General features: G+C 74.3%; 14 protein-coding genes and 2 tRNA genes. 12 read left to right on the top strand and 4 right to left on the bottom strand.

From position 1 onward, the window contains the following. Positions 1–277 precede the first annotated feature (277 nt). Entirely contained in the window at positions 278–2,401 is a 2,124-nt protein-coding gene (locus tag WCD58_RS33390; RefSeq protein ID WP_337707462.1) for a bifunctional copper resistance protein CopD/cytochrome c oxidase assembly protein, read from the bottom strand. 60 nt (positions 2,402–2,461) lie between these two features. Between WCD58_RS33390 and WCD58_RS33385 the strand changes: the two genes are divergently transcribed. Further along, a tRNA-Arg gene (locus WCD58_RS33385) sits at positions 2,462–2,534 on the top strand. A 49-nt stretch (positions 2,535–2,583) separates the two neighbouring features. After that, positions 2,584–3,192, top strand: coding sequence for a hypothetical protein (locus WCD58_RS33380; protein ID WP_337707461.1), 609 nt, complete (start codon positions 2,584–2,586; stop codon positions 3,190–3,192). A 217-nt stretch (positions 3,193–3,409) separates the two neighbouring features. Here the strand turns inward: WCD58_RS33380 and WCD58_RS33375 are convergent, their stop codons facing one another. Then, complete coding sequence (locus WCD58_RS33375; protein WP_337707460.1) at positions 3,410–4,243, bottom strand: alpha/beta fold hydrolase; 834 nt, start codon at positions 4,241–4,243, stop codon at positions 3,410–3,412. A 24-nt stretch (positions 4,244–4,267) separates the two neighbouring features. On the opposite strand from WCD58_RS33375, the gene WCD58_RS33370 reads away from it, so the two are divergent. The 3 genes from WCD58_RS33370 (at position 4,268) to WCD58_RS33360 (ending at position 6,770) form a co-directional block, all read left to right on the top strand. Then, complete coding sequence (locus WCD58_RS33370) at positions 4,268–4,810, top strand: TetR/AcrR family transcriptional regulator (RefSeq protein ID WP_337707459.1); 543 nt, start codon at positions 4,268–4,270, stop codon at positions 4,808–4,810. Between the two features lie 95 nt (positions 4,811–4,905). Continuing rightward, positions 4,906–5,244, top strand: coding sequence for an ArsR/SmtB family transcription factor (locus WCD58_RS33365; protein ID WP_337707458.1), 339 nt, complete (start codon positions 4,906–4,908; stop codon positions 5,242–5,244). A gap of 104 nt (positions 5,245–5,348) precedes the next feature. Continuing rightward, a complete protein-coding gene (locus WCD58_RS33360) occupies positions 5,349–6,770 on the top strand; it encodes a WS/DGAT/MGAT family O-acyltransferase (RefSeq protein ID WP_373696328.1) in 1,422 nt (473 codons plus the stop codon). Here the strand turns inward: WCD58_RS33360 and WCD58_RS33355 are convergent. Further along, complete coding sequence (locus tag WCD58_RS33355) at positions 6,767–8,251, bottom strand: gluconokinase (protein WP_337707457.1); 1,485 nt, start codon at positions 8,249–8,251, stop codon at positions 6,767–6,769. The two genes, WCD58_RS33360 and WCD58_RS33355, sit on opposite strands and share 4 nt — an antisense overlap. Next, positions 8,248–9,753, bottom strand: a complete 1,506-nt coding sequence (locus WCD58_RS33350) for a GntT/GntP/DsdX family permease (RefSeq protein WP_337707456.1) — start codon at positions 9,751–9,753, stop codon at positions 8,248–8,250. The genes WCD58_RS33355 and WCD58_RS33350 overlap by 4 nt, the downstream gene beginning before the upstream one ends. A 71-nt stretch (positions 9,754–9,824) precedes the next feature. Between WCD58_RS33350 and WCD58_RS33345 the strand changes: the two genes are divergently transcribed. The 7 genes from WCD58_RS33345 (at position 9,825) to selB (ending at position 19,597) form a co-directional block, all read left to right on the top strand. Further along, a tRNA-Sec gene (locus WCD58_RS33345) sits at positions 9,825–9,920 on the top strand. 59 nt (positions 9,921–9,979) lie between these two features. Then, positions 9,980–13,210 carry a formate dehydrogenase gene (gene fdh / locus WCD58_RS33340; protein WP_337707455.1) on the top strand — a complete coding sequence of 1,077 codons (3,231 nt, stop codon included), beginning with the start codon at positions 9,980–9,982 and terminating at the stop codon, positions 13,208–13,210. Then, a complete protein-coding gene (locus WCD58_RS33335) occupies positions 13,207–14,244 on the top strand; it encodes a 4Fe-4S dicluster domain-containing protein (protein ID WP_337707454.1) in 1,038 nt (345 codons plus the stop codon). The genes fdh and WCD58_RS33335 overlap by 4 nt, the downstream gene beginning before the upstream one ends. Next, a complete protein-coding gene (gene nrfD / locus WCD58_RS33330) occupies positions 14,241–15,275 on the top strand; it encodes an NrfD/PsrC family molybdoenzyme membrane anchor subunit (RefSeq protein WP_337707453.1) in 1,035 nt (344 codons plus the stop codon). The genes WCD58_RS33335 and nrfD overlap by 4 nt, the downstream gene beginning before the upstream one ends. Before the next feature lie 83 nt (positions 15,276–15,358). After that, a complete protein-coding gene (locus WCD58_RS33325; protein ID WP_337707452.1) occupies positions 15,359–16,420 on the top strand; it encodes a permease in 1,062 nt (353 codons plus the stop codon). 28 nt (positions 16,421–16,448) lie between these two features. Continuing rightward, positions 16,449–17,771, top strand: a complete 1,323-nt coding sequence (gene selA / locus WCD58_RS33320; RefSeq protein WP_337707451.1) for an L-seryl-tRNA(Sec) selenium transferase — start codon at positions 16,449–16,451, stop codon at positions 17,769–17,771. Then, positions 17,768–19,597 carry a selenocysteine-specific translation elongation factor gene (gene selB, locus WCD58_RS33315; protein ID WP_337707450.1) on the top strand — a complete coding sequence of 610 codons (1,830 nt, stop codon included), beginning with the start codon at positions 17,768–17,770 and terminating at the stop codon, positions 19,595–19,597. Before selA ends, selB begins: the two co-directional genes overlap by 4 nt. The last annotated feature ends 120 nt before the right edge of the window (positions 19,598–19,717 follow it).

Below are 19,717 nucleotides of genomic sequence, written 5' to 3'. Positions count from 1 at the left end.
GCGCTTCGCCGCGACCGTTTCCGGTCGAGTTCCTCGCGGTGACTCCACTGTACCCGACTCGATTCGCGGACTGTTTCAGGGGGGTCCCTGCCGGTCCGTCCCGATGTCGGGCGGTGGCGATCTGCTCGGTCCGAAGACCTCGGCGCGATCGCCGGTGTTCGACTGTACCCGAGGCTCGAAGCCTCGGTCGGCTCCCGGCCGGCCGCCGTTGGGCGTCCGTTCCCCGGGGTGCCTCACCACTGTACGCGATGCGCCGGAGTGCCCCGCGCGCCCGGGGTCAGGTGCGGCGTTCTCCCAGCTCGGACGGCTTCTCGGTCCCGCCGCCGGCGGCCGGGCCGTCGGTCGGGTCGTCGGGGTCGCCGGACGTGCCGGGGCGCCCCGTCGTCGCGAGTGAACGCAGCATGGCGTTGTAGGCCTCGAGGTCCTTGTCGCCGTCCCGGTCCGCGCGGCGGTCCTCACGGCGCGCGGTCCGCTCGTCGGCGCGGGACCACTGCACCAGCAGGGCGATCAGCACGATCAGCATCGGGACCTCACCGGTCGCCCAGGCGAGGCCGCCGCCGGCGGTCTGGTCGGCGAGGCGGTCGATCCACGGCATCTCGAGCTGCTGGTAGAAGCCGGAGCCGATGACCGTGGCGCTGGTCATCACCGCGATCCCGAAGAAGGCGTGCAGCGGGATGGCGACGAACAGCAGGCCGAGACGGCCGATGGGCGGCAGCTGCCGGGGGCTCGGATCGATGCCGACGATGGGCCAGAAGAAGATCAGGCCGACCAGCAGGAAGTGGACGTTCATCGCCAGGTGCGCCCAGTGCGACTCCAGCGCGACGTCGAACAGCCCCGAGAAGTACAGGACGTAGAAGCTGCCGACGAAGAGCGCGAGCGCGACCAGCGGATGGGTCAGCACCCGGGCCACCGGCGAGTGCACGGCCGCCAGCACCCACTCCCGGGGCCCGGGCGGTGCGCCGGCACCGGCCGGCGGGAGGGCGCGCAGCAGGAGGGTCACCGGTCCGCCGAGCACCAGCAGGATCGGCACCAGCATGTTCAGCATCATGTGCTGGCCCATGTGCACGCTGAACATCACCGGGGCGTAGCGGCCGATGCCCGACGACGTCGCGACCAGGAGCACCAGGCAGCCGCCCAGCCAGGACAGCGTCCGGCCCACCGGCCAGCCGTCGCCCCGGCGGCGGAGACGGCGCACGCCCGCGAGGTAGAGCCCGGCGAGGACGAACGCCGAGGTGCCGAAGATCAGGTCGAAGCGCGGCTCGACGATCAGGCCCGCGGCCGTGAGCGGCTGGTCGACCGCGTAGCCGACGAGGGCCTCGATGCGGGTGGGCTGCGCCGGGGGCACCACCGGGGGCGGCGTCCGGCCGAGCGCCACGGCGACCCCCATCGTCGCCGCCATGAGGAGCACCTCGAGGCCGGCGAAGCGCACGATCGCGCCGGAGCTCCCGTCGGCGAGGGCGGGCAGGGTACGGCGGCGGTGCCACGCGCCGAAAGCGCCGAGCGCCACGAGCGCGAGGGCCTTGACGACCACGAGCACGCCGTACGTGCTGGTCAGGAGATCCGCCCACGTGATCCGCACGAGCGCGTTGATCACCCCGGAGAGCGCCAGCACCACCCAGCAGACGAGCGCCACCGCGGAGAACCGCCGGGCGGCCAGGGCGGGATGCCGCCCGCCCGCGACGAGGTGGGTGACCAGCGCGACGAGACCCCCGACCCAGATCGCCGCCGCGAGGACGTGCAGCAGGAGGCTGTTGGTGGCGACGTCGTGGTCGCTCCCTCCGGCCGAGTGCCCGGTGAGCGCGAGCGGGAGCAGGCCCGCGAGCGCCAGGCCGAACCCGACCACGGCGGCACCCCACCCGAGCACGACACGGGTCACCCCGAGCGCCAGCAACGCGAACAGGGCGGTCAGCGCCCAGGCCGTCGTCGTCTCGATGCCCGGGACCGCGACCGAGAGCACCCGCAGGTCGAGCATCTGCGACACCGGCCTGCCGTAGGCGTCGGCCGCGCTGAGCGGGATCATCAGCAGCGCGGCGACCGACCACGTGCCCGCGGACCACGACGCCACGCGGACGGCCCGGTAGCCGTCGGCCGACAGCCACCCGGTCGACGCCGGCGGGGTGAAGAAGGCCGCGAGCAGGAGGAAGCCGATCGTCGCCGCGGCGGCCGTCTGGCTCACGGCACGCACCACGGGCAGCGCGTAGACGGTGACCGGACCGGGGTCCGGCAGCCCGAGCTGCGCGAAGGACGCGGCCCCGGACAGCGTGCTCAGGGCCAGCGCCACCACCGCGGCCACGGCGAGCAGCGGGCCGACCTGCGCGGTGAACAGGCCTCCGGTCGTGGTGGGCCGCTCGGTCGAGGCGGGCTCCGATGCCTCGGCGGGCGGAGGGGTCGTGGTGGCCACGCGACCAGGGTAGGTCGCGGTCGTGGGGTGGGCGTCCGGTCGGGCTACGCTGCCCGCCAGGCCCCCGTGGCGCAACGGATAGCGCATCGGCCTTCTAATCCGACGGTTGCAGGTTCGAGTCCTGCCGGGGGCACCCAGTCCGGACGAACCTCGACACCGAGGTCATCGACCCCGGATGATGGGTGACCCACCGCGGAGCCGAGGTCGCCATGCCCGAGACGGCCAGCATCGAGCAGTCCCGCGGACGCGCCGTGCTCGGCGCCTCGGCGGTGCTCTTCTCGGTGCTGTACGTGGTCTCCGACCTGCTCGAGGCCGCCCAGGGCGGCTTCTCGTCGGGGCAGCTCTGGCTCACCCTCGTGGCCGAGGCCGCGATCCCGCCCGTCGTCGTCGGCCTCTACCTCGCCCAGCGGCCGCGGATCGCGCGCAGCGCGCTGATCCCGGCCGTCGCGTACGCGTACGCCTACGTCTACTTCACCGGCACGGTCGTCTACGCCCTGGTCGAGGGCACCCCGGACTACGCGACCCTCTCCGAGGAGCTCGGCGTCTGGATGACGGTGCACGGCGTGATCATGTTCATCGCGGGCGTCTGGTTCGGGGCGGCCGTCGCCCGGGCGGCGGTGCTCTCCCGGTGGACGGGGATCGCGCTCGCGCTGGGGGTGACGCTCGTCGTCGCCACCCAGGGCGCTCCCGAGGGTCTCCAGCTCGTCGCGGCCGCCGTCCGCGCGCTCGGCATCGCCGGGATGGGCGTGGGTGTGCTGCTCGGCGCGCGGGCTCCGCGGGCCACGGCGTGACGGGGTCGCCGCGGGGGTGATCAGCGCCGGGACGCGCGGACGTCGACGCTCGGTCACGGCGCCCCGTCCACGAGCGTCTCGAGCCCGTGCGCCCGGTCGCCGAGCAGCTGCCGGCACAGGGCGGATTCCCGGTCGTGGGAGAACACGTCGTCGGTCATGCGGTCAGGGTCGTCCCGCGACGCGGAGGCGACGAGGATTCTTGCCGAAGCGGCAAGTGTCAGGGGGTCGCCAGGAAGTCGAGCACCTCGCGCGTCAGGCGCACCGGGTCGTCCTCCATGAGGAAGTGCCCGGCCCCGTCGAGGACGACGAGCAGGGCGCCGGGGATGTCGGCGGCGAGCTTCTCGGCGTAGGACACGGGCTGCCACCGGTCCTCGCGTCCCCACACGATGCGGACCGGGATCGCGATCTCGCCGAGCCGGTCGCTGATCTCCCGCGTGTAGCGCGCGTCGTAGTGGCGGACCTGGTGCTCGAAGAAGGACGTCCGCCCGACGGCGGTGCGGTGCGGCGCCAGGAAGGCGCGCAGGTCGTCGCCGGTCATGACGGCCTCGTCGGCGACGGTCATCGTGAGCTGGCGGGTCAGCATCGCCTCGAAGTCCGCCGCCGACATGCTCGCGTAGCTGTCGAGGCGGGCCCGGATGATCTCCTGCCAGGTCGCCGACGGCCATGAGTCGTAGCTGACGGTGTCGATCAGCATGAGGCGCCGGATCCTGCCGGGGTGCAGGACGGCGACGCGCTGGCCGATCGCCCCGCCGATGTCGTGGGTGATCAGGGTGGGGTTCTCGACGCCCAGCTCGTCGAGCAGCGCGAGCAGGAGGTCGGTCTGCGCGCCGACGGAGGTGTCGCGGTCGAGCGGGCGCTCGGAGTCGCCGTAGCCGAGGAGGTCGTAGGTGATCACCCGATGGCCGGCGGCCTCGACGTGCGGCACGACGTGGCGCCACTCGTGGGAGTACGAGGGCGTGCCGTGCACGAAGACGACGGGGTCGCCCTCGCCGCGGTCGCGGTAGGCGAGGCGGACGCCGTCGACGAGGACCTGCCGATCGAGGAAGCTCATGCTGGGTAGACTAGTCTACCCAGCATGGTGGGACGGGGCTCGGCTCGAGCGAGGCTGCTGGCCGCGGCGTCGGCGCGCTTCTACGCGCAGGGCGTGACGGCGACGGGCATCGATGTGATCACCGGCGACGCGGGCGTCGCCAAGATGAGCCTGTACAACAACTTCCGGTCGAAGGCGGAGCTCGTCGCGGCGTACCTCGACCAGCGCCAGCAGGAGTTCCTCGCCCTGTACCGCCGCCGCACCGAGGGTCCCGGCCCACGCGCGCTCGCCGTCTTCGACGCGTACCTCGAGCACGCGGAGGGCGGCGACTTCCGCGGCTGCGGGCTGCTCAACGCGGCGGGCGAGCTGCCCACCGACGACCCCGGCCGGGCCCTGGTCGCGGGGCACAAGGCCGAGGTCGAGGACCTGTTGCGGGAGGCGCTGGCGCCGCGCGAGGACGCCGACGCACTCGCCGAGCACCTGTCACTGCTGCTCGAGGGTGCGATGGTGCGCGGCGGGCTCGAGGGAGATCTGGAGCGCGTCCGCCGAGCGCGGGCGATCGCGGCGGGCCTGCTCGGGGAGGATTGACTCTCGTCGCCGGAGACGCTTCGGAGATCGAAGCGTTTCCACGGAAGTCGTCGCTCCTCCCTCGTCCAGTAGCCGCGGCTTATAGAGTCGGACGCATGCACGCGATGGACGTGCTCGGCGACCCCGTCCGCCGGCGGATCCTCGAGCTCCTCGCCGACGGCGAGCTGGCGTCGGGGGCCGTCGTCGACCACATCCGCGCGGAGTTCGGCATCTCGCAGCCCGGGGTGTCGCAGCACCTGCGCGTCCTGCGCGAGAACGGGCTGGCGTCGGTGCGCGCCGAGGGCACGCGGCGGCTGTACTCCGTCGACGCCGGCGGGCTGCGCGAGGTCGACGGGTGGCTCGCGCCGTTCCGGCACTTCTGGGAGCAGCGCCTCGACGCCCTCGGCACCGAGATCGCCCGGGGCAAGCGCGCCCGTCGGGACGGCGACGCGTAGACGGCGTCCGGGGCGTGTGGCCCCCGCGACAGTGACTCACGAGTAGGTCACACTGGCGCAGACACGTTCGGCGGGGCGTGCCAGAGGTCGGGAGGGGTGCCGAAGTGGCGACGATGTCGTTCCGGGACGCGATGTTCCTGCTGGCGGAGTCGCGGGAGCGGCCGACCCACGTCGGGTCGCTCATGCTGTTCGACCGGCCCGAGGGCTCCGGTCCGGACTTCCTCGCCGACCTGCACCGCACGCTCGTCTCCGGTGACGTCGAGGTCGCGCCGCTGTTCCGGCGCCGGGCGACCCGCGGGCTGTCGACGCTGGGCCAGTGGGCCTGGGTGAACGACGACGACATCGACATCGAGTACCACGTGCGGCTCTCCGCGCTGCCCCGTCCGGGACGCATCCGCGAGCTGCTCGAGCTCGTGTCCCGGCTGCACGGCAGCCTGCTCGACCGGCACCGCCCGCTGTGGGAGTTCCACCTCATCGAGGGCGTGGAGGGCGACCGCTTCGCCGTCTACGGCAAGATCCACCACGCGATGATGGACGGGGTCCGCGCGATGCGGCACCTCGAGAAGGCGCTGAGCACCGACCCCGAGAAGCGCGACATGGCGCCGTTCTGGGCGGTCGACCCGCGCCCGGGCCGCGAGAGCCGCCCGGTGGGCGAGAAGGCGCCCGCGCCGACGGGGGCGCTCGGTGCCGCGCGCGAGTACGTCGGCGGCGCGCTGCGCACCGCGGGCACGCTCGCCGAGACCGTCGGCCAGTCCCTCAACGTGGGCCCGGCGCTGGCGGGGTCGCTGTACCGCGGGCTCGTCGAGCACGACCTGGCGCTGCCGTTCGAGGCGCCGCCGTCGATGCTCAACGTCCCGATCACCGGGGCGCGGCGGTTCGCGGCGCAGTCGTGGCCGCTCAAGCGGATCCAGCGGGTCCGCGAGCGCACCGGGACGACGGTCAACGACGTCATGCTCGCGATGAGCGCGGGCGCGCTGCGGCGCTACCTCGAGGCCCACGACGGGCTGCCCGAGAAGCCGCTGGTGGCCGCCCTGCCCGTCGCGCTCGAGGACTCCGGTTCCGGCAACGCGCTCGGCGCGATCCTCGTGAACCTGGCGACCGACGAGCCGGACCCCGCCGAGCGGCTGAGGAAGATCCGGCAGTCGGGGCTCGCGGCCAAGGAGAACCTGCAGGGCCGCGACCCGATGACGATCGCGGCGCTCTCGGCCGTCGTCGCCGCCCCGATCGGGTTGGGGCTGGTCCCGGGCTCGTCGGCGATCAACCAGGGCTTCAACCTGATCATCTCCAACGTGCCCGGCCCGAAGGACCCGCTGTACTGGGAGGGCGCGAAGCTCGACGGCATCTACCCGATCTCGGTGCCGCTCGACGGGCAGGCGCTCAACATCACGGTCATGTCCTACGCGGACGACATGGAGATCGGCGTGACCGGCGACCGCCGGGCGGTGCCGCACCTGCAGCACCTGCTCGGCTACCTCGAGGAGGCGCTGGTGGAGCTGGAGGCGGTGGCGGACGCCGCCGACGACTAGACGTTCACCCCGGCGAGGACGTCGTGCGCCTGCTCGAACAGCGGCAGGCGGGCGGCGTAGACCGCGGCGTCGGCGCCCGGGTGCAGCGTCTCGCCGAGGGGGATCCGCTCGGCCGCGGCGACCAGCGCGTCGGGACCCGGCGGGAGCAGGCCGACGCCCTGCATCCCCAGCAGCGCGGCACCGAAGGCCGAACCCTGGTCGACGGTCGGGAAGCCGACGGGCAGGTCGAGGGCGTCGGTGAGCATCTGCCGCCAGAGCGTGCTGCGCGCGAAGCCGCCGGTGGCGCGCACCTCGTGCACGGCGAGGTCGGCCTCGCGCATCGCGTCCAGCACGAGGCGCAGCTGCAGGCAGACGCCCTCGAGCAGGGCGCGCGTGACGTGCCCGGCGGTGTGGCGCCGGTGCAGGCCGACCAGCGCGCCGGCGCCGCCGAGGTCCCAGTGCGGGGCGCGTTCAGGCAGCAGGTGCGGCAGGGCGAGGAGGCCGTCGGCGCCGGCGGGGACCTCGGCCGCGGCGGCGAGCAGGGCGTCGACGTCGCGGTTGAGGGTCTCGTGCGCCCAGTCGAGGACCAGCCCGCCGTTGGTGATCGCCCCGCCGACGGCCCAGCGCTCGTCGGCGAGGCCGTAGCAGAACACGCGCCCGCGGGGGTCGACGGCGGGGCGTTCGACGGTGACGCGCAGCGCCCCGCTGGTGCCGATCGAGCACGCGGCGACGCCGGGGCGGACGGCGCCGACGCCGAGGTTCGCGAGCGGGCCGTCGCCGCCCCCGGCGACGACGGGGACGCCGGTGGGCAGGCCCCAGCCGCGGTCGCGCAGCCGCCCGACGACGGCGTTCGGGGCGACGGGCTCGCCCAGCGCGGCGGCGGTGATGCCGGCGATCCGGAGGGCCTCGGGGTCCCAGGTGCCGGTGGCGAGGTCGAGCAGGCCGGTGCCCGAGGCGCACGAGGTGTCGGCGACGCGGGCGCCGGTGGCCCGGGCCAGCACGAACTCCTTGATCCCGCCCCAGGTGTGCGCGGCGGCGTGCAGGCTGGGGCGGGCGCGGCGCAGCCAGGCGAGCTTCACCAGCGGGCTCATGGGGTGCACGGGGGTGCCGGTCCGCCGGTGGAGGGCGAGCGCCCCGCCGGCGCCGTCGCGGGCGCGCAGCTCGCGGGCGGTGTCGCGCGCGCGGCTGTCGGCCCAGGTGATCAGCGGTCCGATCGGGTCGCCGTCCGCGTCGAGGGCGAGCAGCCCGTGCATCGCCGAGCTGAACGACAGCGCCGCGACGCGGGCGGGGTCGAGGTCGGCGACGGCGTCGCGGACCGCGTCGCCCACCGCCTCGTACAGCGCCTCGGGGTCCTGGACCGCGGCGCCGGGCTCGGGCTCGTCGAGGTGGTGGGGGGCCTCGCCGTGGCCGGCAACGACGGGGTCGTCTCCGTCGACGGAGAACGCGACGGCCTTGGTGGCCGTGGTGCCGATGTCGACACCGAGGACGAGGTCGGGCGTCACAGGACCAGGCTCGCGAGCAGCACGACGATCAGGCCCATCACCGAGACGATCGTCTCCATCACCGACCAGGTGCGGAACGTGTCGCGCACCGACATGCCGAAGTACTCGCGGACCAGCCAGAACCCGGCGTCGTTGACGTGCGAGAAGAACACCGAGCCGGCGCCGATGGCGAGCACGACGAGCACCGGGTTGACCGTCGGGTCGACGGCGAGCACCGGCGCGACGATCCCGGCCGCGGTCACGGTGGCGACGGTGGCCGACCCCGTGGCGAGGCGGATGACCACGGCGACGAACCAGGCGAGCAGGAGCACCGGGATGCCTGCTCCCGCGACCGCCTTGGCCAGGGCGTCGCCGATACCGGAGTCGATGAGGACCTGCTTGAACCCGCCGCCGGCCCCGATGATCAGCAGGATCGACGCGGCGGGCACGAGGCCGGCGGCGGCGAGCGAGGACACCTCGGAGCCGGTCAGGCCCCGGCGGAAGCCGAAGGTCCACAGAGCCAGCAGCAGCGCGAGCAGCAGGGCCACCACCGGCTCGCCGAGGAACTCGGCGACGCTCTTCACGCCGCCGTCGGGGAGCGCGACGTCGGCGACGGTGCGCAGGAGCATGAGTGCGACGGGCAGCAGGATCGTCACGAGCGTGGCCACGAGGCCGGGGCGCGGGCGGGTGGTCGTGCCGGTACCGACCGCAGGGCCCCTCCGGTCGTCCTCGCCGGGCCCGGGTTCCGGCGAGGGGCTCCCCTCGCCGGCCGTGTCGACCGGAGGGGCCGTTCGGTCGGGATCGGGCGCGGTGACGGTGTCGGTGACCGCGACGAGACCGGGCGGGGGCGAGGCGGTCGCCCAGCGCGAGGCGTAGTTCGCGAACAGCGGCCCGGCGACGGCGACGGTCGGGATCGCGAGGACGAGGCCGACGAGCAGGGTGAGGCCGAGGTCGGCGCCCAGGGCGTCGACGGCCACGAGCGGGCCGGGGTGCGGCGGCACGAAGGCGTGCAGCACCGACAGGCCGGCCAGCGCGGGGATGCCGACGCGCAGGATCGCGGAGCGTCCCTGCTCGTCGCGGCCGTCGACCGCGTCCGCCGGCAGCATCCGCACCGCCACCACGAACACGACGGGCAGGACGAGCACGACGCCGATCTCGAAGAACAGCGGGATGCCGAGCACCATCGCGAGCCCCGCGACGGCCCACGGCAACCTGCCGTAGCTCGAGCGGCGCAGGATCGTCTCGGCGAGCAGGTCGGCGCCACCGGAGTCGGCGAGCAGCTTGCCGAGCATCGTGCCGAGGCCGAGCACGATCCCGACGTCGCCGAGGGTGCTGCCGACGCCGTCGGTGAACGACTCGACGGTGCCCTCGGGCCCGAGGCCTGCGGCGAGGCCGAGCACCAGCGACCCCACCATCAGCGCCGGGAACGCGTGCAGCCGCAGGCGCGAGGTGATCAGGACGATCACCAGCACGACCACGGCCGCGGCCGTCACCACCAGGCGGGTGTCGCTCGCGGTCCACATGTCGGGTCCTGTTCCCCGACGCGCCCGGCCCCACCCTGCGTCCCCGGGAGGCCGCGCCTAGGCTCGCCCGCGGAGGCGTCAGGGTGCCTGGTGGCCCCCGCGGTCTTCAACACCGTAGTGGCCGGGTATCTCGGCCAGGCGGGTTCGATTCCCGTCCGCCTCCGCCAACTCCCCCGGGTCCAGACGCCGTGCCCGAGGCCACCACCACAGCACGAGGAGCTCCTGCATGGGCGTGCGCACCTGGTTGGGCGAGTGGCCGATGTTCCGGCAGGCGACCGGCGCCGATCCGCTCGGCCGCGGCACGGCCGTCGAGTCGCCGCGCACGCAGGCGCTGGCGCCGCGCACGCAGGACGCCGACGAGGTCGTCAAGTCGGTGTGCCCCTACTGCGCGGTGGGCTGCGGGCAGAACATCTACGTCCGCGACGGGCGCGTGACCCAGATCGAGGGCGACCCCGACTCCCCCGTCTCGCGCGGGCGGCTGTGCCCCAAGGGGTCGGCGTCGACGTCGCTGGTCACCTCGCCGTCGCGGGTGACGACCGTGAAGTACCGGCGCCCGTACGGCACCGAGTGGGAGGACCTCGACCTCGACACGGCGGTCGACATGATCGCCGACCGGGTCCTCGACGCCCGTCGCAAGGGCTGGCAGGACACCGACGACGAGGGCCGCGTCCTGCGGCGCACGCTGGGCTTCTCGAGCCTGGGCGGCGCGACGCTGGACAACGAGGAGAACTACCTCATCAAGAAGCTGTTCATGGCGCTCGGCGCGATCCAGGTGGAGAACCAGGCGCGCATTTGACACAGCGCCACCGTCCCCGGTCTGGGGACCAGCTTCGGCCGCGGAGGGGCCTCGAACTTCCAGCAGGACCTGCAGTTCTCCGACTGCATCGTCATCGAGGGCTCGAACATGGCGGAGGCCCACCCCGTGGGCTTCCAGTGGGTGATGGAGGCGAAAGCCCGCGGCGCGAAGGTCATCCACGTCGACCCCCGCTTCACGCGCACCAGCGCGGTCGCCGACCTGCACGTCCCGTTCCGGGCGGGCGCGGACATCGCGTTCCTCGGCGGGCTGATCCACCACGTGCTGGAGCACGAGCTCGACTTCCGCGAGTACGTCATGGCGTTCACGAACGCCGCGGAGCTGGTCGGTGAGGACTTCGCCGACGCCGACGTCGAGGGCGTGTTCTCCGGATACGACGCCGAGACCGGGCGCTACGACCCGATCTCCTGGCAGATGGACGGCGCCTACGAGGCGCCGGCCGCCGGCATGCGCGACCACTGGGAGCCCGAGCTCCGCGAGGAGCACGCGGCGTTCACGTCGGACACCGCGGGCGGCGTCGGCGACCAGGCCTACGCGCCGTCCGACCCCGAGCGCGACGACACCCTGCAGCACCCGCGCTGCGTCTACCAGGTGCTCAAGCGCCACTACGCGCGCTACACGCCCGAGGCCGTCGCGAGCGTGTGCGGCATGCGCGTCGAGGAGTTCCTCGAGGTCGCCCGGGCGATCACGCAGAACTCGGGACGTGACCGCACGACGGCGTGGGTCTACTCGGTGGGCTGGACGCACCACACCGTCGGCGCGCAGTACATCCGCGCCGCGTCGATCCTGCAGACGCTGCTGGGCAACATGGGACGTCCGGGCGGCGGCATCCTCGCGCTGCGCGGGCACGCGTCGATCCAGGGGTCGACCGACATCCCGACGCTGTACGACCTGCTGCCGGGCTACATCCCCATGCCCAACGCGCATCTGCACTCCGACCTGCAGAGCTTCCTCGACGCGGACGCGGCCAAGACCGGGTTCTGGGGTCACATGGACGCCTACCTGGTCAGCCTGCTCAAGGCGTGGTGGGGCGACGCGGCGACGCCGGAGAACGACTTCGCGTTCGGCTACCTGCCGCGGCTGACCGGCAACCACGGCACGTACGGGATCGTCCGCGACCAGATCGACAAGAAGACGTTCGGCTACTTCCTCGTCGGCGAGAACCCGGCCGTGGGGCACGCCAACGGCAAGATGCAGCGCCTCGGGATGGCGAACCTCGAGTGGCTCGTCGTCCGGGACATGCAGATGATCGAGTCGGCGTCGTTCTGGAAGGACGGCCCCGAGATCGAGACCGGGGAGCTGCGCACCGAGGACATCGGCACCGAGGTGTTCTTCCTGCCGTGCGCGAACCACACCGAGAAGTCCGGCACGTTCACCAACACCCAGCGGCTGCTGCAGTGGCGCCGCGAGGCGGTGCACCCGCCGGGTGACGCGCGCTCCGAGCTGCACTTCTACTTCCACCTCGGGAAGCGGATCCGGGAGAAGCTGGCCGGGTCGACCGACGACCGCGACCGCCCGATCCTCGACCTCACGTGGGACTACGACACGTTCGGCGTGCACGAGGAGCCCAACCCGCAGTCGGTGCTCGCCGAGATCAACGGCTACGACGCCGATGGCGAGCACCTGTCGAGCTACACGCAGATGAAGGCGGACGGGTCGACGTCGGGCGGGTGCTGGATCTACACCGGCGTCTACGCCGACGGCGTCAACCAGGCCGACCGGCGCAAGCCCGGGTCGGAGCAGACCTGGGTCGCGCCGGAGTGGGGCTGGGCGTGGCCGGCGAACCGCCGCACGCTCTACAACCGGGCCTCCGCCGACGCCGACGGCAAGCCGTGGAGCGAGCGCAAGGCCTACGTGTGGTGGGACGCGGAGGCCGAGAAGTGGACGGGGCACGACATCCCCGACTTCGAGGCCACCAAGGCGCCGTCGTACCGGCCGCCCGAGGACGCCGTGGCCGAGGACGCGCTGTCCGGCACCGACGCGTTCATCATGCAGGCGAACGGGAAGGCGTGGCTCTACGCGCCGACCGGGCTCGCCGACGGCCCGATGCCCACGCACTACGAGCCCGTCGAGTCGCCGGTGGCCAACCTGCTGCACGACCAGCAGGACAACCCGGCGCGCGAGGACATCGACCGCGCCTGGAACCGGCTGAACCCGGCGATGTCGGAGACGTATCCGTACGTCTTCCTCACCTACCGGCTCACCGAGCACCACACCGCGGGCGGCATGAGCCGGTTCCTCGGCTACCTCTCCGAGCTCCAGCCGGAGTTCTTCTGCGAGGTCTCCCCCGCGCTGGCCCGGGAGCGGAACCTCGAGCACCTCGGGTACGCCACGCTGATCTCGGCGCGGACCGCGATCGAGGCGCGCGTGCTCGTCACCGAGCGGATGAAACCGCTGCGGATCGGGGACCAGGTCGTCCACCAGATCGGCCTGCCCTACCACTGGGGGTCGAACGGACTGTCCGTCGGCGACCCGGCGAACGACCTGCTCGGCGTCGTCATGGACCCGAACGTCCACATCCAGGAGTCCAAGGTGGCGACCTGCGACATCCAGCCCGGGCGCCGGCCCCGCGGGCCCGCGCTGCTCGACTTCGTCGAGTCCTACCGGCGCAAGGCGGGCGTCGAGCCGGGAGGCATCACGTGACGAAGCTGTGGGACGCCTTCTCCGGCGCGGCGACCTCGCTGTCGGGGCCGCTGCCCGACCCCTCGACCGACGCGGGCTGGTCGGCCGAGCACCCCAAGCGGGTCGGCTTCTTCACCGACACCTCGGTGTGCATCGGCTGCAAGGCCTGCGAGGTGGCGTGCAAGGAGTGGAACCTGGTGCCCGACGACGGCACCGACGCCTCCGACCTCTACCGCCTGACCGGCATGTCGTACGACAACACCGGCGACCTCGGCGCCTCGACGTGGCGGCACGTCGCGTTCATCGAGGACGTGCGACCGCACGGCACGGCGACGACGGGGCACCTGCCGACGGGGCTGCCGGCGCTCGGCGGCGCCCCTCCCCGTGACGCCGCGACGGCCCCGCCGGACGGCGGCACCGTCGACCTCCTCGCCCTGCTGCCCGACTCGGGCGCGCACGGCCAGCAGACCCCGGACGACGAGCGTGACGTGCGCTGGCTGATGTCGTCGGACGTCTGCAAGCACTGCACCCACGCCGGCTGCCTGGACGTCTGCCCGACCGGGGCGCTGTTCCGCACCGAGTACGGCACCGTCGTCGTGCAGGACGACATCTGCAACGGCTGCGGCTACTGCGTCCCGTCGTGCCCGTACGGCGTCATCGACGTGCGCGAGAGCGACGGCGGCGCCCACAAGTGCACGCTGTGCTACGACCGGCTCGGTGAGGGCCTGGAGCCGGCGTGCGCGAAGGCGTGCCCGACGAACTCCATCCAGTTCGGTGACCTCGACGAGCTCCAGGCGGCCGCCGACGCGCGGCTCGCTGAGCTGCACGGCCGGGGCGTCGACGAGGCGCGGCTCTACGGGCGCGACCCCGACGACGGCGTCGGCGGCGACGGGGCGTTCTTCCTGCTGCTCGACGAGCCGGAGGTGTACGGCCTGCCGCCGGACCCGATCGTCACCACCCGCGACCTGCCCGAGATGTGGCGGAACGCGGCGCTGACCGCGGTCGGGCTGGGCGCGGCGGTCGTGGCGGCGTTCTTCACGGGGGGTCGACGGTGACCGACGCGAACCCGGCGGAGATGCCGGAGCGGAACCGGGTCGACCACGACGCCGTGAAGCCGCGGCGGGGCGGTCGCGGCGAGCAGCTCCAGGTGCCCGAGGCCGACTTCCGCTCGTACTACGGCCGCCCGATCATCAAGGCGCCGGTGTGGAAGAACCCGGACGTCCCGCTGTACCTGTTCCTCGGCGGGCTGGCGGCGACGTCGGCCGGGCTCGGGGCGCTGGGCGGGGCGACCGACCGCCCCACGCTGCGGCGCACCGGACGGCTCGCGGCCGCGGGTGGCGCGGTCGGCGGGACGTTCTTCCTCATCCACGACCTGCACCGCCCGACGCGCTTCCTGCACATGCTGCGGGTGTTCAAGCCGACGTCGCCGCTGTCGGTGGGCACCTGGATCCTCTCGCCGTTCGCGACGTTCGCGGCCGCGACGGCGGCGTCCGAGGTGACGGGGCTCTTCCGGCGCGCCGGCGACGTCTCGGGCGCCGCGGCCGCGGTGATCGGGCCGGCGCTCGGCACCTACACCGCGGTGCTGTTCTCCAACACCGCCGTGCCGACCTGGCACGAGGCGCACCGCGAGCTGCCCATCGTGTTCGCCGGCAGCGCGGCGGCCGCCGGCGGCGGGATGGGCCTGGTCGGGGCATCGGTGCGCGACAACGTGCCGGCCGCGCGCCTGGCCGTGGCGGGCGCGGCGGTGGAGCTCGCGGCGGGCGAGTACATGGAGCGCAAGCTCGGGCTGCTCGGCGACGTCTACCGGAAGGGCCGCGCCCATACGCTCATGCGCGCGTCGAAGGCATGCCTCGCGGCCGGGGCCGTCGGGACGCTGCTGGGGCGGCGTCGTCGCTGGTCGGCGGCCCTGTCGGGGCTCGCGCTGATGGCGGGCTCGGCGCTGACCCGTTTCGGCGTGTTCGACGCAGGCATCGCGTCGGCCAACGACCCGGCGCACATCGTCGTGCCGCAGCGCGAGCGGATCGCGCAGCGCCGGGCCTCGACCGAGACCGGCTACCCGACCCCGCCGGACCGCACCTTCGCCTGACCTCTGTGCGTACTTTCCGGGGCTGTAGGCCCGGAAAGTGCTCACGAGGCGCGGGGGGCACGGTCGTGTGACGATCGGTGGCCGTGGCTGACGCTCAGGTCGGGGTGCGCCGGACCGGGCCGCCGCCGTGGGCGGTGGCGCTGGGGTTCGGCGTGCTCGTCGTCGGCGGGCTGCTGTGGGCGAAGTGGGCGCCGTACTGGGTGAAGGTGCCGTCGGTCGCCGGCTCGCACTCGCTGGGGCCGTCGATCCTCACCGGCGGCGAGCCGGCGCCGCCCGGGGTGTCGCTGTCCGCGGGCCTGCGCTTCGCGGGCACGTACTTCCTCGCGATCTGGCCGGCGCTCGTCGTCGGGCTCGTACTGGCGGCGGCGGTGCAGACCGCGCTGCCCCGGGAGTGGCTCGCGCGGATCTTCACCGGCGGCGTGCGGGGCAGCGTCCTCGCGGTGCCCTCGATGATGTGCTCGTGCTGCGCGGCACCGCTCGCGGTCGGGCTGCGCCGGCGGGCCGCCGGGCTGACCGCGACGCTGGCCTACTGGCTCGGGAACCCGGCGCTGAACCCGGTGGTGCTGGCCTTCTGCGCGTTCGTGCTGCCGTGGGAGTGGACGGTGCTGCGCGCTCTCGCGGGTGTGGCCGTCGTCGTCGCGGCCGTGGCGCTGGGTCGGTGGTGGGCGGGGCGGTCGCCGTCCGCGGCCGTCGTGGCCGTCCCCGTCGAGGACGAGTCCCCGGCCGACGACCGGCCGTTGCTCGTGCGCTTCCTCGCCGCCCTGGGCGGGCTGTCGGTCCGCCTCCTGCCCGAGTACCTGCTGCTCGTGGTCGCGCTCGGCGCGTTCCGCGGGGTGCTGTTCCCGGTCGGGGCGTCCTGGCTGACCGGCACGGCGGTCGTGCTGGGCGTCGTGGTCCTGGCCGTCGCCGGCACGCTGCTGCCGATCCCGACCGGCGCGGAGGTCGCCGTCGTCGCCGCGCTGCTCGCCGTCGGGGTGTCCGGACCGCTCGCGGCCGCGCTGCTCGTGACGTTGCCCGCGCTGAGCCTGCCGTCGCTGCTCATGGTGCGGAACGCCTTCCCGCGCACGCTGCTGGTGGCGGTGACCGGGGTGGTCGTCGGCGTCGGCGTGCTGACGTCGGTGGGGGCATGGGCCGTCGGTCTCTGAGCGCCGTCGCGCAGCGCACAATGGCCCGGTGAACGACGACCCGCGGCGGCGCGTGCCGCGCACGGACGCGGTGCTGGCCGACGCCCGGCTGGAGCCGGCGCTCGCGACGCTGGGGCGGGCGCGGGTGAAGGAGGTCGTCGTCGCGGCGCAGGGCCGGGCGCGGGCCGGGGAGATCACGCCGGAGGCGGTGGCGGACGAGGTGTTCGCGACGCTGCCGCTGACCGCGGCGTCCCTCCGGTCGGTCGTCAACGCCACCGGGGTGCTCCTGCACACGAACCTGGGCCGCGCGCCCCTGTCGCCGGCCGCGCGGGACGCGCTGGGCGTCGCGGCGGGGACGACGGACGTCGAGCTGGACCTCGTCTCGGGGGGCCGGGGTCGCCGGGGTGCGGGCGCGCTGGCGGCGCTGGCGGCGGCGGTGCCGGACGCCGGGGGCGTGCACGTCACCAACAACGGGGCGGCGGCGCTGATCCTGGCGGCGACGGCGCTGGCGGCGGGAGACGACGCAGAGCGGAGCTCGACCGGTCGGGGCCGCCGGGAGATCGTCATCGCGCGCGGCGAGATGGTCGAGATCGGCGACGGGTTCCGGCTGCCCGACCTCCTCGAGTCGACCGGCGCCCGCCTGCGCGAGGTCGGCACCACCAACCGCGTGCACCGCGCGGACTACGCGGACGCGGTCGGACCCGACACGGGGATGATCCTCAAGGTCCACCCCTCGAACTTCGTCGTCACGGGGTTCACGTCGTCGGTGCCGGTGTCGGAGCTGACGGACCTCGGCGTGCCGGTGGTCTCGGACATCGGCTCCGGCCTGCTCGCCCCGCACCCGCTGCTGCCCGACGAGCCCGACGCGGCGACGGAGCTGCGCGCCGGGGCGTCGCTGGTCACGGCGTCGGGCGACAAGCTGCTCGGGGGCCCGCAGGCCGGGCTGCTGCTCGGCGACGCCGACCTCGTGCACCGGCTGCGTCGCCACCCCCTGGCGCGGGCGCTGCGCGTCGACAAGCTGACGCTGGCCGCGCTGGAGGCGACGCTGCGCGGGCCGGTGCCTCCGGTGCGGGCGCTGCTCGAGACGCCGGTGGGCTCGTTGCGGTCCCGGTCCTCGGACATCGTCTCTGTCGTCGGTCCGCCGGCGGAGGCCGTCGACTGCGTCGCGCAGGTCGGCGGGGGCGGCGCGCCCGGGGTGGAGCTGCCCAGCGCCGGGGTGGCGCTGCCGTCGTCGCTGGCCGCGACGTTGCGTCTCGGCGCCGACCCCGTCGTGGCGCGGGTGGAGCAGGGCCGGTGCGTGCTCGATCTGCGCTCGGTGCCGCCGGAGGACGACGCGCGGCTGGTGGCGGCGGTGCGGGCGGCGCTGGCGTGAGGGTCGTCGCCACCGCCGGGCACGTCGACCACGGGAAGTCGACGCTGGTCCGCGCGCTGACCGGGATGGAGCCCGACCGCTGGGCCGAGGAGCGCCGGCGGGGTATGACGATCGACCTCGGGTTCGCGTGGACGACGCTGCCCGGGGACGACGAGCCGGTCGCGTTCGTCGACGTCCCGGGGCACGAGCGGTTCGTGACGCAGATGCTCGCCGGTGTCGGGCCGGTGCCGGCGACGATGTTCGTCGTCGCGGCCGATTCGGGCTGGATGCCGCAGTCGACCGAGCACCTCGACGCGCTCGACGCGCTCGGGGTGCGCGACGGCCTGCTCGTGGTCACCCGCAGCGACCTCGCCGATCCGGAGCTGGCGCGGGACGAGGCGCTGGAGCACCTCGGGGAGTCGTCGCTGGGGCGGCTGCCGGCGGTGTGCGTGTCGGGGGCGACCGGGTTCGGCCTCGATCATCTCCGTTCCGCGCTGTCGTCCCTGGTCGGCGGTCTCCCCCGGCCCGACGTCGACGCGGACGTGCGCCTGTGGGTCGACCGCGCGTTCACGGTGCGGGGCGCGGGCACGGTCGTCACCGGGACCCTCGGCGCCGGGACGGTGCGGGTGGGCGACGAGCTGGCGCTGGGCTCGCGGGTCGTGTCCGTGCGCGGGCTGCAGGCGCTGGGCGAGTCGGTCGACCCGGTGCGCGCGGTGGCGCGGGTGGCGCTGAACCTGCGGGGTGTCGGGCTCGACGAGGTGGGGCGCGGCGATGCGCTGACGACGCCCGGTCGCTGGTTGCGCAGCGACGTCGTCGACGTGCGGGTGGGGCCGCCGCGGGGCTCGTCGGCGGCGGTCGACCTCCCGCGGCAGGTGATGCTGCACGTCGGATCGGCGGCGGTGGCGGCGCGGGTGCGGCCGTTGTCGGTGTCCGGGGCGGACGTCACGGCGGACGTCACGGCGGATGTCACGGCGGACGTCACCCGGACCGTGCGGCTGACCCTGCGCGAGCCGCTGCCGCTGCGCCCCGGTGACCACGCGCTGCTGCGCGATCCAGGGGCGCACCGGGTGCTGGGCGGGGTGACGGTGCTCGACGTCCGCCCGCCCGCGCTGCGGCGGCGGGGTGCGGCGCGCGTGCGCGCCGAGGAGCTGGCGGCCACGGACGGGGCGCCGGACGCGCACGGGGAGCTGGCGCGCCGGCGGCTGATGAAGCGCGAGGAGCTGGTGGCGCTGGGGGCTGTGGTCCCCGACGACGTGCCCGGGGCCGCGGGGTGGTTGGTCGATCCCTCGTGGTTGCCGACGTTGGCGTCACGCCTGGTCGAGGCGGTGGAGGCGCACACCGCCGAGCATCCGCTCGACGCGGGCCTGCCGGCGAAGGCCGCCGCGCAGGCCCTCGACCTGCCCGATCCTCGCCTGCTCGACCTCGTGCTCGCCGAGCCCGGGGCGTCGTCGCTGGTGGCGGCGGGCGGACGGATCCGGCCGCGCGAGGCCGGGGGGCTGCCCGACGCCGTGCGCGCGGCGGTGGCGTCCGTCCGCTCCGACCTGGCCTCGGCCCCGTTCTCGGCCCCGGAAGCCGGACGGCTCGCGGAGCTGGGCCTGCGCACCCGCGAGCTCGGCGCGGCGGTGAAGGCGGGGGCGCTGCTCAAGGTCGGCGACGGGATCTACCTCGCGCCGGACGCGGCGGAGGTGGCCGTGGCGCGGCTGGCGGACCTGCCGTCGCCGTTCACGCTCTCCGAAGCGCGCCAGGCGCTGGGCACCACCCGCCGCGTCGCCGTCCCGCTGCTGGAGTACCTCGCGAGACAGGGCCGCACCCGCCGCGACGACGAGGGCCGGCACGCGTTGCGGTAGTGCGAGCGATGCGGCGGTGCGAGCGATGCGGCATCTAGCTGGCGATTCAATTCAGCACGCCGATAGGGACGCTCCTATGACGCGTCAAGGGGTGCGATGGGCGCGGATTCGAGCTGTCGC

Source organism: Actinomycetospora flava, from assembly GCF_037400335.1.
Lineage (GTDB): Bacteria > Actinomycetota > Actinomycetes > Mycobacteriales > Pseudonocardiaceae > Actinomycetospora > Actinomycetospora flava.
This window is presented reverse-complemented; position numbering and strand designations above follow the sequence as displayed.